Genomic DNA, 18,959 nt, shown 5'->3' on the forward strand with positions numbered 1-18,959 from the left:
GGTCTGGCAGCTATGAGAAAAACAACAGCAGTTATTCTGCTTATTGTAATGGTAATGAGCAGTATAGTTTCTTTTGCAGCACCTGGAGATATTATCCATACTGGACTAAAAAAATCTTATAGAGTGAATAATGGTCAGGAACAAGATGAGTTGTTAAAGGATATATTAGAAGGTGCAGATGTAAAAAGGTTTTATAGAGAAGTAGAAGAAGGAAAATATGTAAATATTAAAAAAGAAGAAGATAGGCATTTAGAATACCTATCTGAAATATTAAAAAGAGAAGGTATTACTACTCCAGTAGACATAGCAAATTATATGAGAGAAAACAGTATTGAATTAGGAGTAGATTTTGATATGATTACTAAAAACATTGCCGTAGCTTTCAATGAAATTGAAGATGAAGGAAAAGGAAACCTCGGTGATTATATAAATGTTGGAGCTATACCTTTATTGACTAGCAAGGATTATTCTACTCCTGAACCTGGTTATAAAGATGGTACTACTAAAATTTCTACTTTAAATATGCCTATAGGAGCTAGTAAATGGTATATAAAAGTTTTAGACAAAGAAGAAGATTCTTTAAATAAAGATTTTCAATTAACCAATGGTACTCCTTATTCAAAAAATGAGGATATCGAAATAGAGTCCGGTAAATACTTAGGTCTTTATGCAACAGATAGAATGGATAAAGTTAAAGCTTATGTCAACATAAAAATTACTGATAAGATGGTTAAAAAACCTAGAGAGGAAGCTGCTAAGTTAGAAGTTGGAAAATTAGTCAAAGGCAATAACATAGCAGGGTCTGTAGTTATAGAAGGATTGGACAGTAACGATAAATGGAAAGTCGTAGTACTTAACGATTCTTTAGATAAGGTTTATAAGGATCATAATTTCACAGAAGCCATAGACTATGTATCTGGTGAAGATATTATTGTAGTAAGTGGAGAGGATATTGATTCTATAAAGGATAATTTTAAAAAATATGTTTTAGTATATTCCTTAGACAAAGACGGAAAGATATCAGGTTACAATATTTTAGAGGTAACTAAGAACAATTTATCCTTACCTCCTACTAAATTAATAGCTAATACCCATTATACGGGACCTATTGCTGGCACTGAAGATGGCACTACTAAGTTTGAAAAACTAAACTTTGGCACCATAGAAGCCACTAAATGGCAAATACTAGTAAGCAAAAATAAAATAAATATTCCTCTAATGGATAGTAAATTTACTGGTAAAGATTATGTGGATGGCAGCAATATTGAAACTAATCCAGGAGATTATCTACTCTTAACTAGCGTTAATGATGAAAATAAAATAAAGGGATATGCCCTATTTAAACTAGAAGAAACTCAAATAAAAGGTAAAGCTGCTCCTGAATTTAAAATTAGTCCAGAGAAAGGTAATGCTCCACAAACTACTAAGGTTAGTGATTTAGACAAAGTTGATGGAGCAAATAAATGGATGTATATAACGGGTAAAAGCTTATCAGATGCTTTATTAGACAAAGTATACCCAGGAAGCAAGGACTATATCTTAGGTGAGGATATAAAAGCTAACCCAGGAGATACCCTTCTAATATTAGCTACAGATAATGATGGAAAAGTAAAAGCCTTTGGTAAAGAAACATTAACGATAGATATGATTAAAAATTCTCCACCAATGGTTTTAGAACTAGGAGTTCATTATTCTAATCCTAAGAAAGGTACAGATATAGGTACTACTATATTTGAAGTTCTATCTGCTACTACATCTATAAAAGATGTAGATCAGTGGATGTATGTAGTTGGAAAAGAAAACTTCCAAATACCAGAATCAAATGGTATGGTTGAAGGAGCTAAAATCATTGAAGCAAAGAAAGATATTGTAGTTGCTGAGAAAGATGAATTTTATTCTGAAGAAGATTTCAATAAAAATTTATTATTGTTAGCTACAGTTAAGGATGGTACAAACTATAAGATTAAAGGCTATGCTTTTATAAAGTTAAACTCTGAAAATGTAAAGATGCCTGAAGCTAAAAAACTAAAAGAAGGAGAAAATTATTCCGCCCCTATTAAAGGTTCAATGGCAAATGCAGTAAAGATAGAGAATCTAAGCCAAGTAGGTATTGAAGGATTTAATCAATGGAGATATAAGATAATAAAAGAAAATATAGATGTTGAATATAACTCTATTGTAGAAAGAAGTCTTTCCTATGGAGCTGGCAGAGATATTAGAGTTGAACCAGGAGAAAATATACTTTTATTAGCTACAGATTCTAATTTAAAAACTAAAGGATATGCTGTAATTGAAATAAAAGAAGACCAAATAAAAAATCCTAATGCTCCTCTTTTAATGATAAACACCAATTATACTGAACCAGTGCCCGGTAGTAAAAATGGCAGTACTAAATTTGGATTTTTAAGCTTTAGTACCAATATTACCGGGGCTACTAAGTGGATATATAAAATTGGAGATAAAACCTTTGGTTCTATAGAATTAGATAGTAAATTCGAAGGTACTCCTTATATAAAAGATAGCGATATAGAAAATGTAAAAGTAAATGATTATCTGATTTTACTTGCTACAGATGATAATGGACAAGTTAAAGCCTATAGAGAATTTAGGTTAACGGATAAAAATATTCGTGGCGGAGAAGTTCCTATATTAACAGATGTAAACTATACCCTTACAACAGGAAGTAAACCTGGAACTACTAAATTTAGCAAACTAGAATTCTACGGAATCAGTGGTGCCAATAGATGGAAAATTAAAACCCTTGAAAAGGATTTAGATCCTAGCGAAAAGCCTTATTTAAACAGTATAGTTGATGACGCTTCCTTCTATACTTTAGGACAAGATATACAAGTAAATCCAGTAAAAGATAATGATTATGGATATATTCTATTATTGGCTGTAGACGGCAGCAGCAAAACTAAAGGATACGCTGTCGTTAAGGTAACTAGTAATGAAGTTAAAGAACATGCCCCTGTTTTAAACCTAGATATAAATATGGGTAGCGAAATAGACACTGTTAAAATAGGTACTGCTAGTGATGGAAAGAAATATAAAATAGTACTTCAAGATAAACCTTATGCTATACCAGCTAAAGGAGATTCTGCCACTGGAGAAGATTATGAGCTAGGCAAAAATATTACAGTAAAAGTAGGACAACATTTAACCATCTTTGAAATAGACAATAACAATAAAATTCAAGGTTATAAAACCTTTGAAATAAAATCCGACAAAATCAAACAAGGCAGTGCTAATTTTCAAGATAAGAAAATTCTTGAAGGTGGAATAGTTACTGGTGGAGAAACACTAGAAATTAAATTAGTCGATGCTGTATGGGCTGATTTAAAAGGAGATAAAACTATAAGAGATAAATTCTTTAGTGGATTTAACGCCGATAACCAACAAGGTCAATGGTCCAAAGTAATCAATAGCCTTATAGCAGATGGAAGTGGTGCTTTAACTATAAACGATAAGACTCTAACTATATCCTTCCCTGAAACTAAGGATTACGATATAGTAGAAGAACAAAAAATTACTTTAACCATTCCTCCAGAAGCAATTAAAGGTGCTATTAACCCTATTAAAGCTAGTGGAACTATTACTATTAAACCTACAGTAAAGGCTACTATATCAGGTGATGTTGTAAAGAATACTATTAGACAAAAAGATATAATAACAGGGGGCAACACTATAGTTATAGAGTTGGCTGATGGAAATTGGGAAGGAAATATTGATAAAGATAAATTGATTTCTGGCTTCCAAGGAGGAAGTGGATGGGACAAAATAGCTAAAGCTATAAATGATAATCATGTTGTTAGAAACTCTAGTAAAAAAGTTACTATTACTCTACCTCCTGTGAATGTAGACTTCGGTACTACTAAAGAAACGGTTAAACTTACTATACCTAAAGAATTAATAGAGAATGCAGAAGAAGATGTAATAGCTGTACCAATGTTCACTTTACATCCTGATATATTAAAGGTTGAAGGAAAAGTTGCAGATGGTAAGGATACTGTAACCATGCAAGCCCCAGATGGTAAAACCGTAAGACCTGGTATGGACACTTGGGTAATAGAAGTGACCAATAGTAATTTAAAGGAGGATCTTACGGATAAAGATATTACTATCACAGGACTTCCAAGTGGATTGAAAACTACTGTAAAAAGGTTAGATGATAAAAAGATGGAAATTAAAGTATCAGGAACATCCTCTAATCCTATTGACAAAATAACTATTAGAATTAAAATAAAGGGAAGTGCTGTAGCAGAACAAGGTTCTATGGATTCTAATGATATAGAAGTAAAAATTGAAAAAAGTGTACCTATGGACTTAGAAAATGTTAAATATAAAATAGAAAATAATAAGATTATATTTATCGGCATAACTGATGAAATGGAATATAGTATAAACTCTACTAATGGAGTCAATGGAACTTGGACTATTGGTGACAGTGATGTAACTATTGATAAGTTAGAGCCTGTAAGATTATTTGTAAGAGAAAAATTACAGCCTAAAGTATATAGAGAAGTAGTCAACCTAAATTATGAGAAAGCACCTGAAGGTATTGAAATTTCTTCAGTAGACTATGAAAGTACATTAGGTAAAGCAGCTGTAGGTTTGAAAAACATAGTGAATACTATGGAATATAGTATTGACGGCGGCAACAACTGGACTCCTATATCTACATCAACTGATAAAATAACTTTAGATGATAAAGCAGATTTAAGAGTAAGGCTTAAAGCTGTAGTTGGCGAAAGTGGAAGCCTTCCATCTCAATCTACTAAAAGGTTAAATGGATTGTTCCTAGGTAATGTAGCTTTAAGTGTAGGAGAAGGAAAAATTAAAGGAACCAACACTTCTATGGAATATAGCTTAAACTCTACTAATGGAACGGATGGTAGTTGGACTGCTGGAAAAAGTAATGAAACTTTAGTTCAATTTTCTTCAGGAACTACAATATGGGTAAGAGAAAAAGGAAGCAGCATCAACATAAGAAAACTAGGTACAGTTGAACAAGCAGCAGAACCTACTCTAAATAGTATCAATTATAGTATAAAAGACGGAAAACTTATGGGAGTAAATAATACTTTAGAATATAGAATAGCTGAAGATAAGTGGATTAGCATAAATGGAAACGAGGTAACAGGTGTAGAATTTAAACCTGGCAAGCTAGAATTTAGAGCTAAAGGTTCTACTACTAAATTACCATCTCTACCAGTAGAAAAGGCTACTATAAAAGAACCTGCAAATCCTCCAGAAATCAAAAGTATAGATGATAAGGATAAGAAAATTCTTTATTATGATTCAACTAATAAGGAATGGAAGAATATAGATAGTACCTTTGAATATAAAATTGGTAGCAATGGTGATTGGAAATTAGGTAATGTATTTGATAGTGATTCAGAAAAAGATAACAATATCATGGTATATGTAAGAAAAGCTGCTACTACTACAGAATTACCTAGTAAAGAAAAAGGAGTTTCTTTTACAAAAAATTTAACTTTCGACAATGTTAGCGTTAATGTGGCTGGAGGTTATATTGAAGGAACAACAACCAATATGGAGTATAGTATAAACTCTACTGACGGAACAGATGGAAACTGGAAGGCTGCTAGTAATGAAAAAACTAATGTAGATTTTGCACCAGGTATGAATGTATGGATAAGAGAAAAAGGTAAGCCATCTATAAATAAACAAATACTAGCAGATCTTAAAAGAGAAGAATTACCGAAATTAGGTTCTGTTTATTACAATATAGGTACTAAAAAAATCTCCAACCAAAGCAACCAAAACTTAGAATACAGAATTGGCGAAGATAGTTGGAAAAGACTAGATGCACAGTCTGATGCATATGAAGTAGAATTTAAGGCTGGTAAATTGGAGTTTAGACAAAGAGCTACAGAAACTACCTTAGCTTCCCTCCCAGAAGGAAAAGCTGTAATAAAAGCCGCTGCATCTGGACCTGTAGCTGAATATGATGATGTAGATAATAAAATAACATCTATTGCTTATAACCCTAATACAAATGGTTGGAAGGACTTTGAGTATAGAATAAATCCAAAGAATGATAGCCCTTGGATTTCAGGAGAGCTATTGGCTACAGAAGATTTAAGCGGAGATAAAATCGTTGAAATTAGAGCTACAGCAACAGATAAAGCACTTCCAAGCCAAATAACAAAAATCGAATTTACCAAAAACTTAGAATTAACTCATGTAATATTAAGTACCCATACTAATCCTCACGAGTTAAATGGTACCACTACTGATATGGAGTATATTATATATCTTACTGACAATCCTCCCCATGGATGGATTAAGTGTGATAATGGAAATACAGTATTGCCTGAATGGCTAAAAGAAAGTATAAAACTTGGAACTTGCTCCGAGATAATTATTCGTGATAGTAGAGAAAATCAACATGAAAATAAACATGTAGTTTGGAAGAAAGACTAGTATGAGAGAGAAAACATCTCATGCTACTGTCGTACCCCTTGAGTATATAGGGTTCATTAAAATAATGTAAATGAAGATAAATTTTTAAAACCATGATTAATCAGATATTGATTAATCATGGTTTTATTTAATATGAGACTTAAAAGTCAATATATAAAAAATCCAGACGCTAGTGCATTGCATCTTACTCCTGTTTCTGAAAAGTGCACTGCCAACCATTCTGTAAATTGCTAACCGCAGCTTTAGCAGCAGAATATGCAGGTATTTTTGTAATCCGATAAATTCTGTTTATCTAATACATTTACTTTATAAGCTTTTGCATCATTTTTAGCTAGTACTTTAGCAAATATACTGTATAAAGCTACTCCTTCTTGGATAATGTTTCCCATATTCCATTGATATATGACGCACCTATCGCACGATCATATAATCCATAACCTGATCTACCAGTTTCTCCCCAAATCATTCGTCCATGATCAGGTCTAATATATCCTGTAAAATTATTTTGATGAAGTATACTTAAAACCTTTACCATGTCTATATCTCCACATTTAGACATATGTGCTGTTTCTTCAAAACCACCATCTGGGGTAATTTTAATATTTCTTAGATGTAAGAAATGAATCCTATTTGCTTTTGAGTATTTATCCACCATCTTTAGAATATCATTATCACTAGAAACTCCTAATGATCCTGTACAGAATGTCAATCCATTAAATGGACTATCTACTATTTTTAATAGCCTGTCCAAATTCTCTTCACATGTAATTATTCTAGGTAACCCAAAAATAGGCCAACAGGGATCGTCAGGATGTATTGCCATTTTAACATTACATTTCTCAGCGAATGGTATAATTTCATTTAAGAAATATTCCAAATTACTCCACAAATCATCTTCTGTAATGTTTGAATACTCATTAAATACCTCTTTCAAACTTTCTTTAGTGTAGCTTGCGTCCCATCCAGGTAAACTTAATTCTCCAGTTAATGGGTTCATTTTCTCTAATTGATGGGGATAATATACTAAAGCTGTTGATCCATCATCTAATCTTCTATCTAACTGCGTACGTGTCCAATCAAAAACAGGCATAAAATTATAGCAGATTACTTTTATTTCCGCTTTGCTTAATCTCAAAATATTTTCCTTATAATTATTTATATATTTATCCCTTGTTGGCTTTCCTAATTTAATATCCTCATGAACTGGAACACTTTCCACCACTTCAAATTCCATAGATTCATCTTCTATCTGTTTCTTTAATTTCATAATAGATTCAAAATCCCAGACTTCTCCTGGACGAACATCATATACTGCACTCACTATTGATGATACATTAGGTATTTGTCGTATATTATTAAGTGTAACTTCGTCATTACTACCATACCATCTAAATGACATCTTCATAATAAATCCTCCAGTTTAAAATTTTAATATTACTTTACATGTTTCATCGGGTGAGTTTTGTAATAATTCAAGAGCATGTTGAGCATCTTTGTAATCAAAAACATGTGTACAAAGTTTTTTAGGAGTAAGACTACCCATCTCAAAACCTTTAATTACTTCTGGAAAACAATGATTGTTTAATCGAGATCCTTTCACATCTAACTCTTTCTTTGTTATATTTACTTGAGGTATTTCTGAAACTTTATTCGTAGTCCCAAGTACAATTACTCTCCCTGCTGGAGAAGCCAGCTCAACTGCCTGTTCAAAAGATCTAGGTGAACATACAGTATCAACAATAACTGGGAATCCCTCATTAGAAGTTATTTCTTCTATCTTAGAACTCAAGTCCTCTTTTAAAACATTTAAAACAACATCTGCTCCCATATCTTTGGCTCTTTCTAGCCTGTTATCAACCAAATCTGTCATTACAACCTTTGCACCTCTAGACTTAGCAACCTGCATTACACAACATCCAATAGGACCGCTCCCCATTATTAGAACAGTATCTTCCTCTTTAATATTTGCTCTATTATTTACTTCCATACCGATAGAATAGGGTTCTACCAGTGATACTAAGTAATCATTATCTTTACCTAAATCAGTTGAATAGACATACTTTTCAGAAGTAACTACATATTCACAAAACCCTCCATCTCTATGAACTCCAGTAACTTCTAACGTTGAGCATACATTGTGTCTTCCATTTTTACATGCATAACATTTACCGCATGATCTAACTGGATCAACAGCCACCACATCTCCTATTTTTACATTAGTAACTCCCGAACCAATTTCTTCAACTATTCCAGCATATTCATGCCCAATAATTCTTGGATATGTTGCCAGAGAATTAGTTCCATTATAAATACCAATATCCGATCCGCAAATTCCACCACTAATAATCTTTAGTAATACATCATCTTTATTTTTAATCTGTGGTTTTTCCATATCAATAATTCTTAATTTGTGTGGTCCTTCAATCATAATTGCTTTCATAAAAACAATCTCCTCTACAAATTGCTAATTAAACTTAAAAATAGAGTAGAAACCTTATTTTTAAGTTTAATTAATTTATTTTTTTATTTTGTTGAATGAGATTTTATGTATTCAACAAGGTTTTCTTTTACGTTGTCTACTCCAACTCCAATAATAATTTGAATATGTTTATTTTTCTTAATAATTCCAGAATTTTTATATTTCTTAATAATACTTTCGTTTACTAAATCATTATCAACAATATCAATTCTTAATCTTGTAATACAGTTATTTACTTCAACAATGTTGTCAACTCCACCTAATCCTTCTACAATATAACCTAACGCTTCATTTTTTGATTCACTTAATTTCCCAGTAGACTGTGCTAGGTCATCATCAGCCATAATCTCTCTACCAATTGTTTTAATATCTAGTTTCTTAATTATAAATACAAATACAAAATACTCAAGCGCTGTTAAGATAATTAATAATATTGGAATTAACCATTGTCTTCCTAAATTCATAGGTATAATTAATGCATACATTATCGTATCAATTATATTATGAATCATAATATTTAAACCAAATACCTTTGAAAGAACTAGCCCTAATCCGTAAATGACACCATGCGCAATCCATAAAATTGGTGATACAAATAGAAAGATAAATTCAATAGGTTCTGTTATACCCGCTATAACAGCTGCAAATACTGCTGGTAAAAGAACACCTTTTACCTTATCTTTATTCTCTGGTCTTGCAGTTTTTATTAATGCTAAAGCAATACCAATAGGTAAAGCAATATACCCAAAGTTTGCCAAATATCCTACTGAAGGATCAATCGATGTTAGTGAACTAACATTTCCGATTTCAGCCAACCAAATATTTAAAGCCCCACTATATGTTCCACCAGCTATATGAGCTGTTCCACCTAGTGGAGTATAGTATAAAGGCATCCACAATAAATGATGCAATCCAAATGGTAATAACATACGATTTGCAAAACCATAAATAAATAATCCAAAAGGTCCGGTTGAAGCAATAAAATTAACTAAATGAGTAATTCCTGTATTTACTACTGGCCAAACATATGATAATACCACTGCTAATGCTATAGAAACAAAAATCATTACTAAGAATGCAAATCTTGTTCCTTCATACATAGATATATATGAATGGAATTTTACATCACACAATTTATTGAAAACATAAGCTGAAACACATCCTAAAAGTATGCCAAGGAACACACCCATGTCAGTAATCTGTACACCTAGTACCATAGCCTGACCAGTTCCACTTAAACTACCTAATTCATTTACCTTAGCTAATCTATCAGTTAATGTTAAAATTGTATTATTTGCATAAATATAAATTAGAAATACTGTTACTCCCATAATTGCTGCATCTGTCTTCTTTTTCCTTGCCAGAGCTGCAGTAATACCAACACAAAAAATTAATGGTAATTGTGAAATAACTCCCTTACTTAAAACTTTAAAAAAGAAATTACCTATATCAATTACAGCTTTTGGCATTTGTTCTATCTTGAGTGCAGCTGCAATTGCAATAAATAATCCGGTAACTGTCATAAACATTACTGGTTGAATAATTGCCCTTGAGAACATTTGAATAGATTTATAAATTCTTTCTTTCATAGAAATTCTCCCCTAATAACTTTATTTTAAACAATTATATGTAGCTAATGTAATATCTTTGTTTTCTTTTAATTTTCTTGAAAACTGAGAATTAATTATAAAATTTAAAATTTTCACTCTATTTTCTGTCAAGCTAGAAGTAGATAATACTTCATAATCTAGATATCCTGGATGACACATTACTTCAGTAGTTTCGAACCTCTTAAAATCTTCAATAAGGTTTTCTAAGTATTTTTCTTGTCTTAGCTCAGAATTTCTGCCAACAAAATCAAAATTCATTTCAAATCTGTTTGTATGCCTAATATCATCTGGTAAAGAGAGATTATTTCTCACTGGCAAATTATATTTTCTAGCTAACTCAATTACTATTTCCCTATTTATACCAAATGTATGTGCATGATGATGACTATCTAAATGGGTTGGAACTATCCCCGCTTTGATAACCTTTTGAATTTGGGCATCCCATTCAGCATATACTTCTTCTGGATCTACCACAAAGTTTGTCCTTTCATAAAATGCTATATTCCTAAAAGAACCATCTTCTTTAACTATTGTCTTATGTCCCTCAAGCAACGGTCTGCCATGAGTCAACGTCAAATGAACTCCTATTCCTAAATTTGGATTCTCTTTAGACAATTCAACTGCATGCTCAAACCCCGGCGTATTAGCCATAAGTGTTGTTGAAGTCAATATACCATGTTTATGTGCATCAATGATTCCCATATTTATTGCTCTACTATATCCAAAATCGTCTGCGTTAAAAATAACATTTCCCATTTTATTTCTCCTTTACTTCAATTCAGGCCAATAACCTTCATTGGCTATAATCATTTCATCTAATATTTGTTTTGCTATTCTTGCTGATGGTACACTTTGATTTAAAGTAAATGCTTGTAATGCTTTTTGATAAGATTTTTCAAAGAATGCATCTACTAACAGTTTTTCTGCTGCTACTTGAGCCTCCATTAGACCTTTATGGAAATCAGGAATGTCTTCTCTAAAAGAAATTGGTTCAGCCCCTTTAGCATTCACGTATGCTGGAACCTCAACAACTGCGTCTTGTCTTAAGTTCGGAATAGCTCCTTTATTAGGTACAATTACTTTAAATCTCATGTTTAGATTATTTAATATTGAAGATGCCATATCTACAATATATTGCCCATGGACTCCACTTCCAAAATCAATATCTGTTCTTTCATGGTCTTTCCTAATCATATCAGCCTTTTCTTTAAGCTCTTTTACTCTACCATCCATAATTGCATTAGCTCTTGTATAGCTTACATCTTCACCATCTATAGCCATGTCAGGGAATAAGTAGTATTCTAAATAATTGTTAGGTATATTAGAAGGAAAAACTTTAACCATATGCCCCATCATATAATATGCCTTTTTCCAACTTTCCCCTGCTCTATCCCAATGGATACCGTTTTCTATTATTTTATCAATTAATTCAGGCATTATATCTTTTTGAGAAGCAATGTCATAAATGCTCTTATACCATCCAAAGTGATTTAAACCATAGTATTCTGGAATCCAATCTTTACTGTCGTATCCAAATGTATTCCCAAGAACCTCTTCAATTCCAATTGTCATATCACATGCGTTAATAATTTTGGCATTTGGAAATCTACGTCTAACGGATTCAGCAATAATTGATTCAGGATTAGTATAATTTAGCACCCAAGCTTCTGGTGCAAACTCTTGAATATATGACATCATCTTAAGGAATCCACCCATGGACCTTAATCCATATGCAAAACCTCCTAATCCACATGTTTCTTGACCAACTAATCCGTGTCTAAGTGGGATTTTTTCATCTTGCTCTCTCATTTTAAATCCACCAACTCTAATTTGTGAAAAAATGAAATCGCAGCCTTCAAAAGCTTCTTTTGGTATTTCTGTTTTCATAACTTCAATTCCATTTAATCCTTGCTGCTTTAACATATATTTTATAATTACATACATATCATCATTTTTTTCAGCATCAATATCATAAAGTCTTATTGTCTTTACTGGAAATTTCTCAATGTTATTTAATAATGTTCTGACAATACCTGGAGTATGTGTACTTCCTCCTCCGGCAATACAAAGCGTTATTTTTTTCATTTTATAAGTCTCCCTTCAATCAATAATCATGTAGCACCGGTTTACTATTATATATATATCATGTATAATTTTGATTAACAATATTTTTTAGAATGTTTGTTCTATAATACAGAAAACGTTTTTCTTTTCAAAACTCGAATTTTTTTTCAAAGGAGGTTTTTATGACATTAGAGGAAATTATCAATAAACATTTTAATAAATTAAATGAAAATGATCTATATATATTAAGGAATATGTTAGATAATTGGGATATGTTGTCAGAAATGAATATTAAAAAAATTTCAGAACTTTGTAATACCTCAACTGCTTCAATGCATAGACTTGCAAAGAAACTTGGCTTTTCAGGATTTATTGAATTTAAATTTTTTCTTAAAGGGCAACGGAATGAAGTAAATGATATAGCCATGGAATTAAATTATGAAGATGTATTACTAAATGACTTAAAAATAACATTAGATTCAATTAATAAAAAAAATATGGAAGATATATGCGCTACCATTTATCACGCAAATAACTTATATGGATATGGTACTGGTTGGAAACAAACTATTGCTCTTCAAACTCTTAGTAACGATTTAATGTACTATCATAAACCTATCATACAACTTAGAACTCTTGCAGATAAAGAGCATGTTCTTTCTTCTGTATCAAGTAATGACGTATTCTTTGTTGTATCTCTAAGTGGAAATACTAAGGATATAGAACCTCTATTAAATATGCTAAAAATGAAAGGAGTAAAAATAATATCTATTACATCTTTAAAGACGAATTTTATTGCTTCAAGAGCTGATTATAGTTTGTATTTTAAAAAATTCGAAACTCTGAGTAATGGTATTTTACATTGGTCTCCAATTACATTAAATGTTGTTTTGGACTATATATCGTTTAGTTATGCCAAGTATATTTCGAATTTAAGACATAATTCTATATCTGAATCTGGAAAATGAACAATTTGAACAATGAGATGGCAATGAGGTTTATGAAATAAGGCAAACATTAAATTCTGTCATACAAAAAACACAATTTATTAAATGCAGACGTAATCTCTATGAGTCTAGTACTAGTATAAAGTAGTGAACACATTAAGATGTACTAACGTAAAATAATATTTAATTTTTTACTCATTCTTTATTTATCTCATGAACTTATTGTATAAAAAGGCCGTCTGCCAAATGGCAGACAGCTTTATCTTACCGTAAAAATAGGATATGATGATTTCTATAAAACTTTTGTAAGAAAATCTTTCAGACGAGGATTTTGAGGATTGGAGAAAAACTCCTGAGGATTATTCTGTTCCATGATAATACCTTCGTCCATAAACAGCATACGGGTGGCAACCTCACGTGCAAATCCCATTTCGTGAGTGACAACTACCATTGTCATACCCTCTTTAGCAAGTTCTTTCATCAATTCCAACACCTCACCCACCATTTCTGGGTCAAGTGCAGATGTAGGCTCATCAAATAGTATCACCTCAGGATTCATAGCAAGTGCTCGAACAATGGCAATACGCTGTTTTTGTCCGCCCGAAAGCATATTAGGATAGCTGTCCGCTTTGTCAGCAAGACCAATACGTTCCAGCAGGTGCATAGCATTTGTATCCGCTTCTTCCTGTGTCTGAAGCCCCAATTTTACAGGTGCAAGTGTAATATTCTTTTTCACAGTAAGATGTGGAAAGAGGTTGAAGTGCTGAAATACCATACCCATCTTCTGGCGAACTTTATCGATATTAGTCTTTGGATCAGTAATATTGCTGCTCTCAAACCATATCTCGCCCTGCGTGGGCTGTTCCAAAAGGTTGAGACAACGTAAAAATGTGGATTTTCCTGATCCAGACGGACCGATAACAACAACCTTTTCACCTTTTTTAATAGTTATATCAACGCCTTTCAGTACATGATTGCCATCAAAACTCTTATGTAGTCCTTTAACGGTTATCACTCTTAGCCATCCTCCTTTCAAGAATACGGATAAGCTTGCTTAGTCCCAGTGTCAGCACTAGATAAATACAAGCAGCAACAGTCAATGGGAAAAAATAATTATAGATTCTAGATGCAACGATGTCAGATGCCTTTGTGATATCAAGAATACCGATATAACCTGCAACAGAAGTTTCTTTAATCAGCATAATGAACTCGTTGCCCAGTGACGGAAGAATATTTTTAATTGCCTGAGGCAAAATAATCATTCGCATAGTCTGACTACGATTAAACCCTAGTGAACGTCCTGCTTCCATCTGTCCTTTATCAATGGACTCGATACCTCCACGAACAATCTCAGAAACATAAGCTCCAGAGTTGATTCCAAACGCCAAGCCACCTACCAAAATACTTGAAATGTTGGAAGATCGGAATATAATGTAATAAATAATCATTAGCTGAAGGACAACAGGGGTACCTCGAATCAGATTTACATAAAGATTGCAGATGATTTCAGCCCATCGTAACTTTTTGTTTTCTTTCGCACTATTTTTTATAAGAGCAATTATCATTCCAATAGGAACACCAATTACAATGGCAATCAATGCCATTGCAATAGTGGCTTTCAATCCGTTCCAAAAAAATAAATAACGTTGCTGAGCGACAATATTCTTATAGAAATCCTGTGATATGTTCTGTAAAAATTCCAATTTTTCGCATCCTTTCGTAAAATTTATACAAGACAGCATGGCTTAAATACCTTGCTGTCTTGGTAAATGTTATTAGGGTGAGAGTTTATTTGGATGTGTGGTTAAGTGTAAACTCCTCAATTTTACCTTCATCCATTAGCTTCTGTAGAACTTCGTTAACCTGCTCAAGCAATTCTGTATTTCCTTTTCTCATAGCCATACCATATTTATCTGTGAACAACTCTTTTTCTAAAATAACCAACTCTGGGTTTGCTTTAACCAATTCCTCCGCAGGAAGAGCGTCCATAACAATACAATCTGCCTTACCAGACTTTACGTCCTCAGCTGCCGCAAGATATTTCTTTTGCTGAATTAATGTACAATCTGGATAATCTTCGGTAAGCACTAGATCAGCAACGGTACCAAGCTGTACAGCCACTTTTTTTCCATTAATGTCTTCAGGATTTTTAATGGTAGTATTATCTTTTTTTACTACAACAACCTGTTTGGACGTTGCATACTTGATAGTAAAGTCAACTTCTTCCAGACGCTCGGAAGTTATAGACATACCAGCTGCACCTAAATCCGCCTTATCTGAATTGATTTCGGGAATAATGGAATCAAACGCTATATCTTTGATTACAAGTTCTTTACCCATAATAGCAGCCAGTTCTTTTGCAATATCCACATCAACACCAACAACATCTTGACCGTCATAATACTCATAAGGAGCAAAACCTTCCTCGGTAACTATAATCAGTTTACCATCCTCAACAGTGGCAGAATCGGATGAAGAATTTGTAGATTTTGCCGTACAACCGGAAAATATTGTGACGGGTAACACTATAGCTAACATTAGTGCAATTATTTTTTTCACAATTACTATATATTATTATAATTAGAAATACTTTTTTATTTTCCATCAAAGATACTGATCACCTATAGGAATATATTTTCCCTATGATCCAAAAAACATATATCTAACTAGAGAATGAAAAATTAAGCAGCCAGAGCCCAATAAAATATTGAACTTTGACTGCTTAATGATTTTTATTATTTAGATTGTCTACTTGATAGAACTCATTTTAAAATTTCTCTGTCTATCTTTTATTTTTTTGGCAGTATATCATCTGTAAATACTCCATATACTCCTTTTCTTTCTAGTTTTTTCACTTTTCTTTCCTTATTGATACTGTCTACATAAGAGTTAACTCCTACTTTTTCAATCTTTTTAGCTAACCCTGATTTTGCTTGTTTCTCACTTATAGCCACTCCAAAATGAGGATGCATATTTAGGAAATCTAGTACTTCATCTTCTGAATACTCAGTTTCTGTTAGATTCAATATTATATTTCTAAAACCTCTAAAGGATAGGGTAAAGTAATGGTCAAAATACTTTATTTCTGGGATAAATCTAAATCTTAAATCAGGATAATCCTCTTTTACTTTCATCAATAAATTATCCTTCTCTTCTGTAGTCCTAAGAACTACATAAGCATCTTCATGTTCTTTCATCCATTTTGCCAAGTCTTCCATAGTCATTTGAGTCTGATCATCAACCATTTTCATGTTTTTAAATTCATCTAAGAAAAGATGATCTTTAGGATTTTCAAATAAATTGTTATAGAACCAATACCAATCCTTAAGAAGAACTATTTCGTCATCTCTTGTCCATTGTAAATCTACAGCTAGTAATCTATAGCCTTCCTCATAACTTTTATTAAGTTCTTCTAAAGAATTATAATAACTATTTTTAATATAGTTTTTATTTGCTATATCTGGTCCTTGTAATTGATCAAAATCTATTTCTCCGTTATTCTGCAATAACTCCTTTAGGATATCCTTCTTTAAAATAAAATCAGATTTATTTATTTCATCAATTACTTTTTCATACATACCCCTAAACTGACTAATATCAAGTTCTTCCCTAGTGTCCAATTTAATAGCTTTACTATGATCAAATATACCGTCTCTAGCTATGACAAACATTTTGTCTTCATCCATAAATGAACCTTTTTGCATATAAGTTTGTTGAGCTATAAAATTATAGTCTTTATAGTTAGTTAAGTCTCTACCAAACATCAATCCTTTTTCGTTTTTATATCCCATAATATTTAACATAGTAGGTAAAAAATCTAACTGACTTCCCATTTTAGATATGGTTTCATTGATTTCTTCTCCAGGTACATGAACTATTAAAGGTATATTCATCATAGTATCATAGTCATAGTCTTTTTCTAAAAAATTACTCATTAGCTCTTGAACATCTTTGTTTACACTAGCTATAGCAAAATGATCTCCATATAAAGCTAAAACAGTATTATCATAAAGACCTTCTTCCTTTAATCTTTCAATAAATTCCCCTATATACTTATCTGTATAATGGATTGATTGCAAATAGTTCCCTAAAATAGTGTCTTTGTGTTCATCTCTTAAGCTTATCTCGTGATATTTTTCTGGCATCTTATAGGGGTTATGAGATGTTAAGGTCACCATAAAGGCATAGAAAGGATTATCATCCTTACTGTCTAATTCCTTTAAATAATCTATAGATTGATGAAAGAAATCTTCATCTCCTAATCCAAATCCTAAAGTTTCCCCAATTTTATAATCTTCCTCACTTACAAAACGTTCAAATCCTTGATTTACATAAGCGTTAGCCCTATTCCAGAATTCCTTTTTGTATCCATGAAATGCCCAAGGGGTATAACCATTATCTTTTAATATCTTTGGCAAACCATAAAAAGTATTGTTTTCATATTGAACATAGCTGGATTCCTCCATAGAAGGATATACGGAATTATGGGATACAAATTCTGCATCAGAAGTATTCCCTCTACCTAGTAATTGATAGTATCTATCATAATAAATTGAACTTTTATCTTTAATTAATTTATTTAGATTTGGAGTGACTTCTTGTCCATCATAATGTAAGTCTATAACAAAATTTTGTAAAGATTCTACTTGAAGAACTATAAGGTTCTTATCTTTACCTATTCCTGTTAATTTTCCATCTTTTAATTGAGTTCTTTCTTTTAATTCATCTAAATCTTCCTTTGTAAGGATACCTCTTCCTTCCGCCACATGTGTAGGATCCCCACTTATAGCGTATTTAATATCACTAATATGATAGCTATAAACTTCTTGAGCCTTTATTGAATCTAACTGTCCTTTATAACCTAAAGATGTTAATAAGACAACAATCATAATACCTATAACGGCAGGTACACCTATCCTAACATTTTTGCCATACTTTATATTTTCTTCTTCTATTTTCGACTTTTTCTTTTTTAAATAAAAGATAAGTATGGGTATATCTATTATAAATAATAGAGTCCTTATACTTAATAATGATTTTACACTATCACCTACAGCAGCTACCTGGTTAAGTTGTTTTAACATTGCTACAGATGGTAAAGCATTAAAATAAGTATAATATACAGCATCTACAAACATAATGATCGATACAAAAGAGTAAAAAGTAAATGCCACAGTTTGTTTCTTCTTATTATTACTAAAATAAATTATTGATAAGAAGAAAAGAGAAATAAAGCTGCTTATTAAAAATATAGTAATCTTATTGAATTCAACATGAGTTACATTTATAAATAAAATAACCTTTAATATTAATAATATAGATAGTAACATACAACAAACCTCCAATTTAGTTTAAAAAGTTGTCCCAATATTAATTTACACTAATAGGAACTATTATGCAAGATTTTGG

At 31.9% G+C, this 18,959-nt stretch carries 11 protein-coding genes; 2 read left to right on the top strand and 9 right to left on the bottom strand.

All coding sequences use genetic code 11. The annotated features are described in order from the left end of the window. Positions 1-12 precede the first annotated feature (12 nt). Entirely contained in the window at positions 13-6,450 is a 6,438-nt protein-coding gene (locus KQI42_RS03150; protein ID WP_216516658.1) for a hypothetical protein, read from the top strand. Positions 6,451-6,811: 361 nt separating this feature from the next. Here KQI42_RS03150 and uxuA read toward each other — a convergent pair whose 3' ends face one another. The 5 genes from uxuA to KQI42_RS03175 all read right to left on the bottom strand — a co-directional run bounded on the left by uxuA (position 6,812) and on the right by KQI42_RS03175 (position 12,624). Continuing rightward, positions 6,812-7,855, bottom strand: coding sequence for a mannonate dehydratase (gene uxuA / locus KQI42_RS03155; RefSeq protein ID WP_216516661.1), 1,044 nt, complete (start codon positions 7,853-7,855; stop codon positions 6,812-6,814). Between the two features lie 15 nt (positions 7,856-7,870). Then, complete coding sequence (locus KQI42_RS03160) at positions 7,871-8,890, bottom strand: zinc-binding alcohol dehydrogenase family protein (RefSeq protein ID WP_216516663.1); 1,020 nt, start codon at positions 8,888-8,890, stop codon at positions 7,871-7,873. 83 nt (positions 8,891-8,973) lie between these two features. Continuing rightward, positions 8,974-10,518, bottom strand: a complete 1,545-nt coding sequence (locus tag KQI42_RS03165; protein WP_216516665.1) for a PTS transporter subunit EIIC — start codon at positions 10,516-10,518, stop codon at positions 8,974-8,976. Positions 10,519-10,539: 21 nt separating this feature from the next. Next, entirely contained in the window at positions 10,540-11,295 is a 756-nt protein-coding gene (gene chbG, locus KQI42_RS03170) for a chitin disaccharide deacetylase (protein WP_216516667.1), read from the bottom strand. Positions 11,296-11,307: 12 nt separating this feature from the next. Then, positions 11,308-12,624, bottom strand: coding sequence for a family 4 glycosyl hydrolase (locus KQI42_RS03175; RefSeq protein ID WP_216516669.1), 1,317 nt, complete (start codon positions 12,622-12,624; stop codon positions 11,308-11,310). Positions 12,625-12,785: 161 nt separating this feature from the next. Here KQI42_RS03175 and KQI42_RS03180 point away from each other — a divergent pair, with 161 nt between their 5' ends. Further along, positions 12,786-13,571, top strand: a complete 786-nt coding sequence (locus KQI42_RS03180; protein ID WP_216516672.1) for a MurR/RpiR family transcriptional regulator — start codon at positions 12,786-12,788, stop codon at positions 13,569-13,571. Between the two features lie 271 nt (positions 13,572-13,842). Here KQI42_RS03180 and KQI42_RS03185 read toward each other — a convergent pair whose 3' ends face one another. From KQI42_RS03185 to KQI42_RS03200, 4 genes are all read right to left on the bottom strand, one after another. After that, the gene (locus tag KQI42_RS03185) at positions 13,843-14,565 is read right to left on the bottom strand and encodes an amino acid ABC transporter ATP-binding protein (protein WP_216516674.1); all 723 of its coding nucleotides are present in this window, start codon (positions 14,563-14,565) and stop codon (positions 13,843-13,845) included. Further along, positions 14,552-15,253 (bottom strand): amino acid ABC transporter permease, encoded by a 702-nt coding sequence (locus tag KQI42_RS03190; protein ID WP_216516676.1) that lies wholly within the window; start codon positions 15,251-15,253, stop codon positions 14,552-14,554. Before KQI42_RS03190 ends, KQI42_RS03185 begins: the two co-directional genes overlap by 14 nt. A gap of 85 nt (positions 15,254-15,338) precedes the next feature. Further along, on the bottom strand, positions 15,339-16,109 hold the full coding sequence (locus KQI42_RS03195; protein WP_216516679.1) for an ABC transporter substrate-binding protein: 771 nt from the start codon (positions 16,107-16,109) through the stop codon (positions 15,339-15,341). A gap of 230 nt (positions 16,110-16,339) precedes the next feature. Then, positions 16,340-18,880: a sulfatase-like hydrolase/transferase gene (locus tag KQI42_RS03200; protein ID WP_216516681.1), complete on the bottom strand. Its 2,541-nt coding sequence runs from the start codon at positions 18,878-18,880 to the stop codon at positions 16,340-16,342. Positions 18,881-18,959 lie beyond the last annotated feature (79 nt).

The sequence above is a fragment of the Tissierella simiarum genome (assembly GCF_018917865.1).
Taxonomy (GTDB): Bacteria; Bacillota; Clostridia; order Tissierellales; family Tissierellaceae; genus Tissierella_C; species Tissierella_C simiarum.

Excerpts from the sequence above, each read along its gene's own strand:
- KQI42_RS03160 (WP_216516663.1), bottom strand. The coding sequence starts at position 8,890 with ATGAAAGCAATTATGATTGAAGGACCACACAAATTAAGAATTATTGAT.
- KQI42_RS03180 (WP_216516672.1), top strand. The coding sequence starts at position 12,786 with ATGACATTAGAGGAAATTATCAATAAACATTTTAATAAATTAAATGAA.
- uxuA (WP_216516661.1), bottom strand. The coding sequence starts at position 7,855 with ATGAAGATGTCATTTAGATGGTATGGTAGTAATGACGAAGTTACACTT.
- KQI42_RS03165 (WP_216516665.1), bottom strand. The coding sequence starts at position 10,518 with ATGAAAGAAAGAATTTATAAATCTATTCAAATGTTCTCAAGGGCAATT.
- chbG (WP_216516667.1), bottom strand. The coding sequence starts at position 11,295 with ATGGGAAATGTTATTTTTAACGCAGACGATTTTGGATATAGTAGAGCA.
- KQI42_RS03200 (WP_216516681.1), bottom strand. The coding sequence starts at position 18,880 with ATGTTACTATCTATATTATTAATATTAAAGGTTATTTTATTTATAAAT.
- KQI42_RS03175 (WP_216516669.1), bottom strand. The coding sequence starts at position 12,624 with ATGAAAAAAATAACGCTTTGTATTGCCGGAGGAGGAAGTACACATACT.
- KQI42_RS03150 (WP_216516658.1), top strand. The coding sequence starts at position 13 with ATGAGAAAAACAACAGCAGTTATTCTGCTTATTGTAATGGTAATGAGC.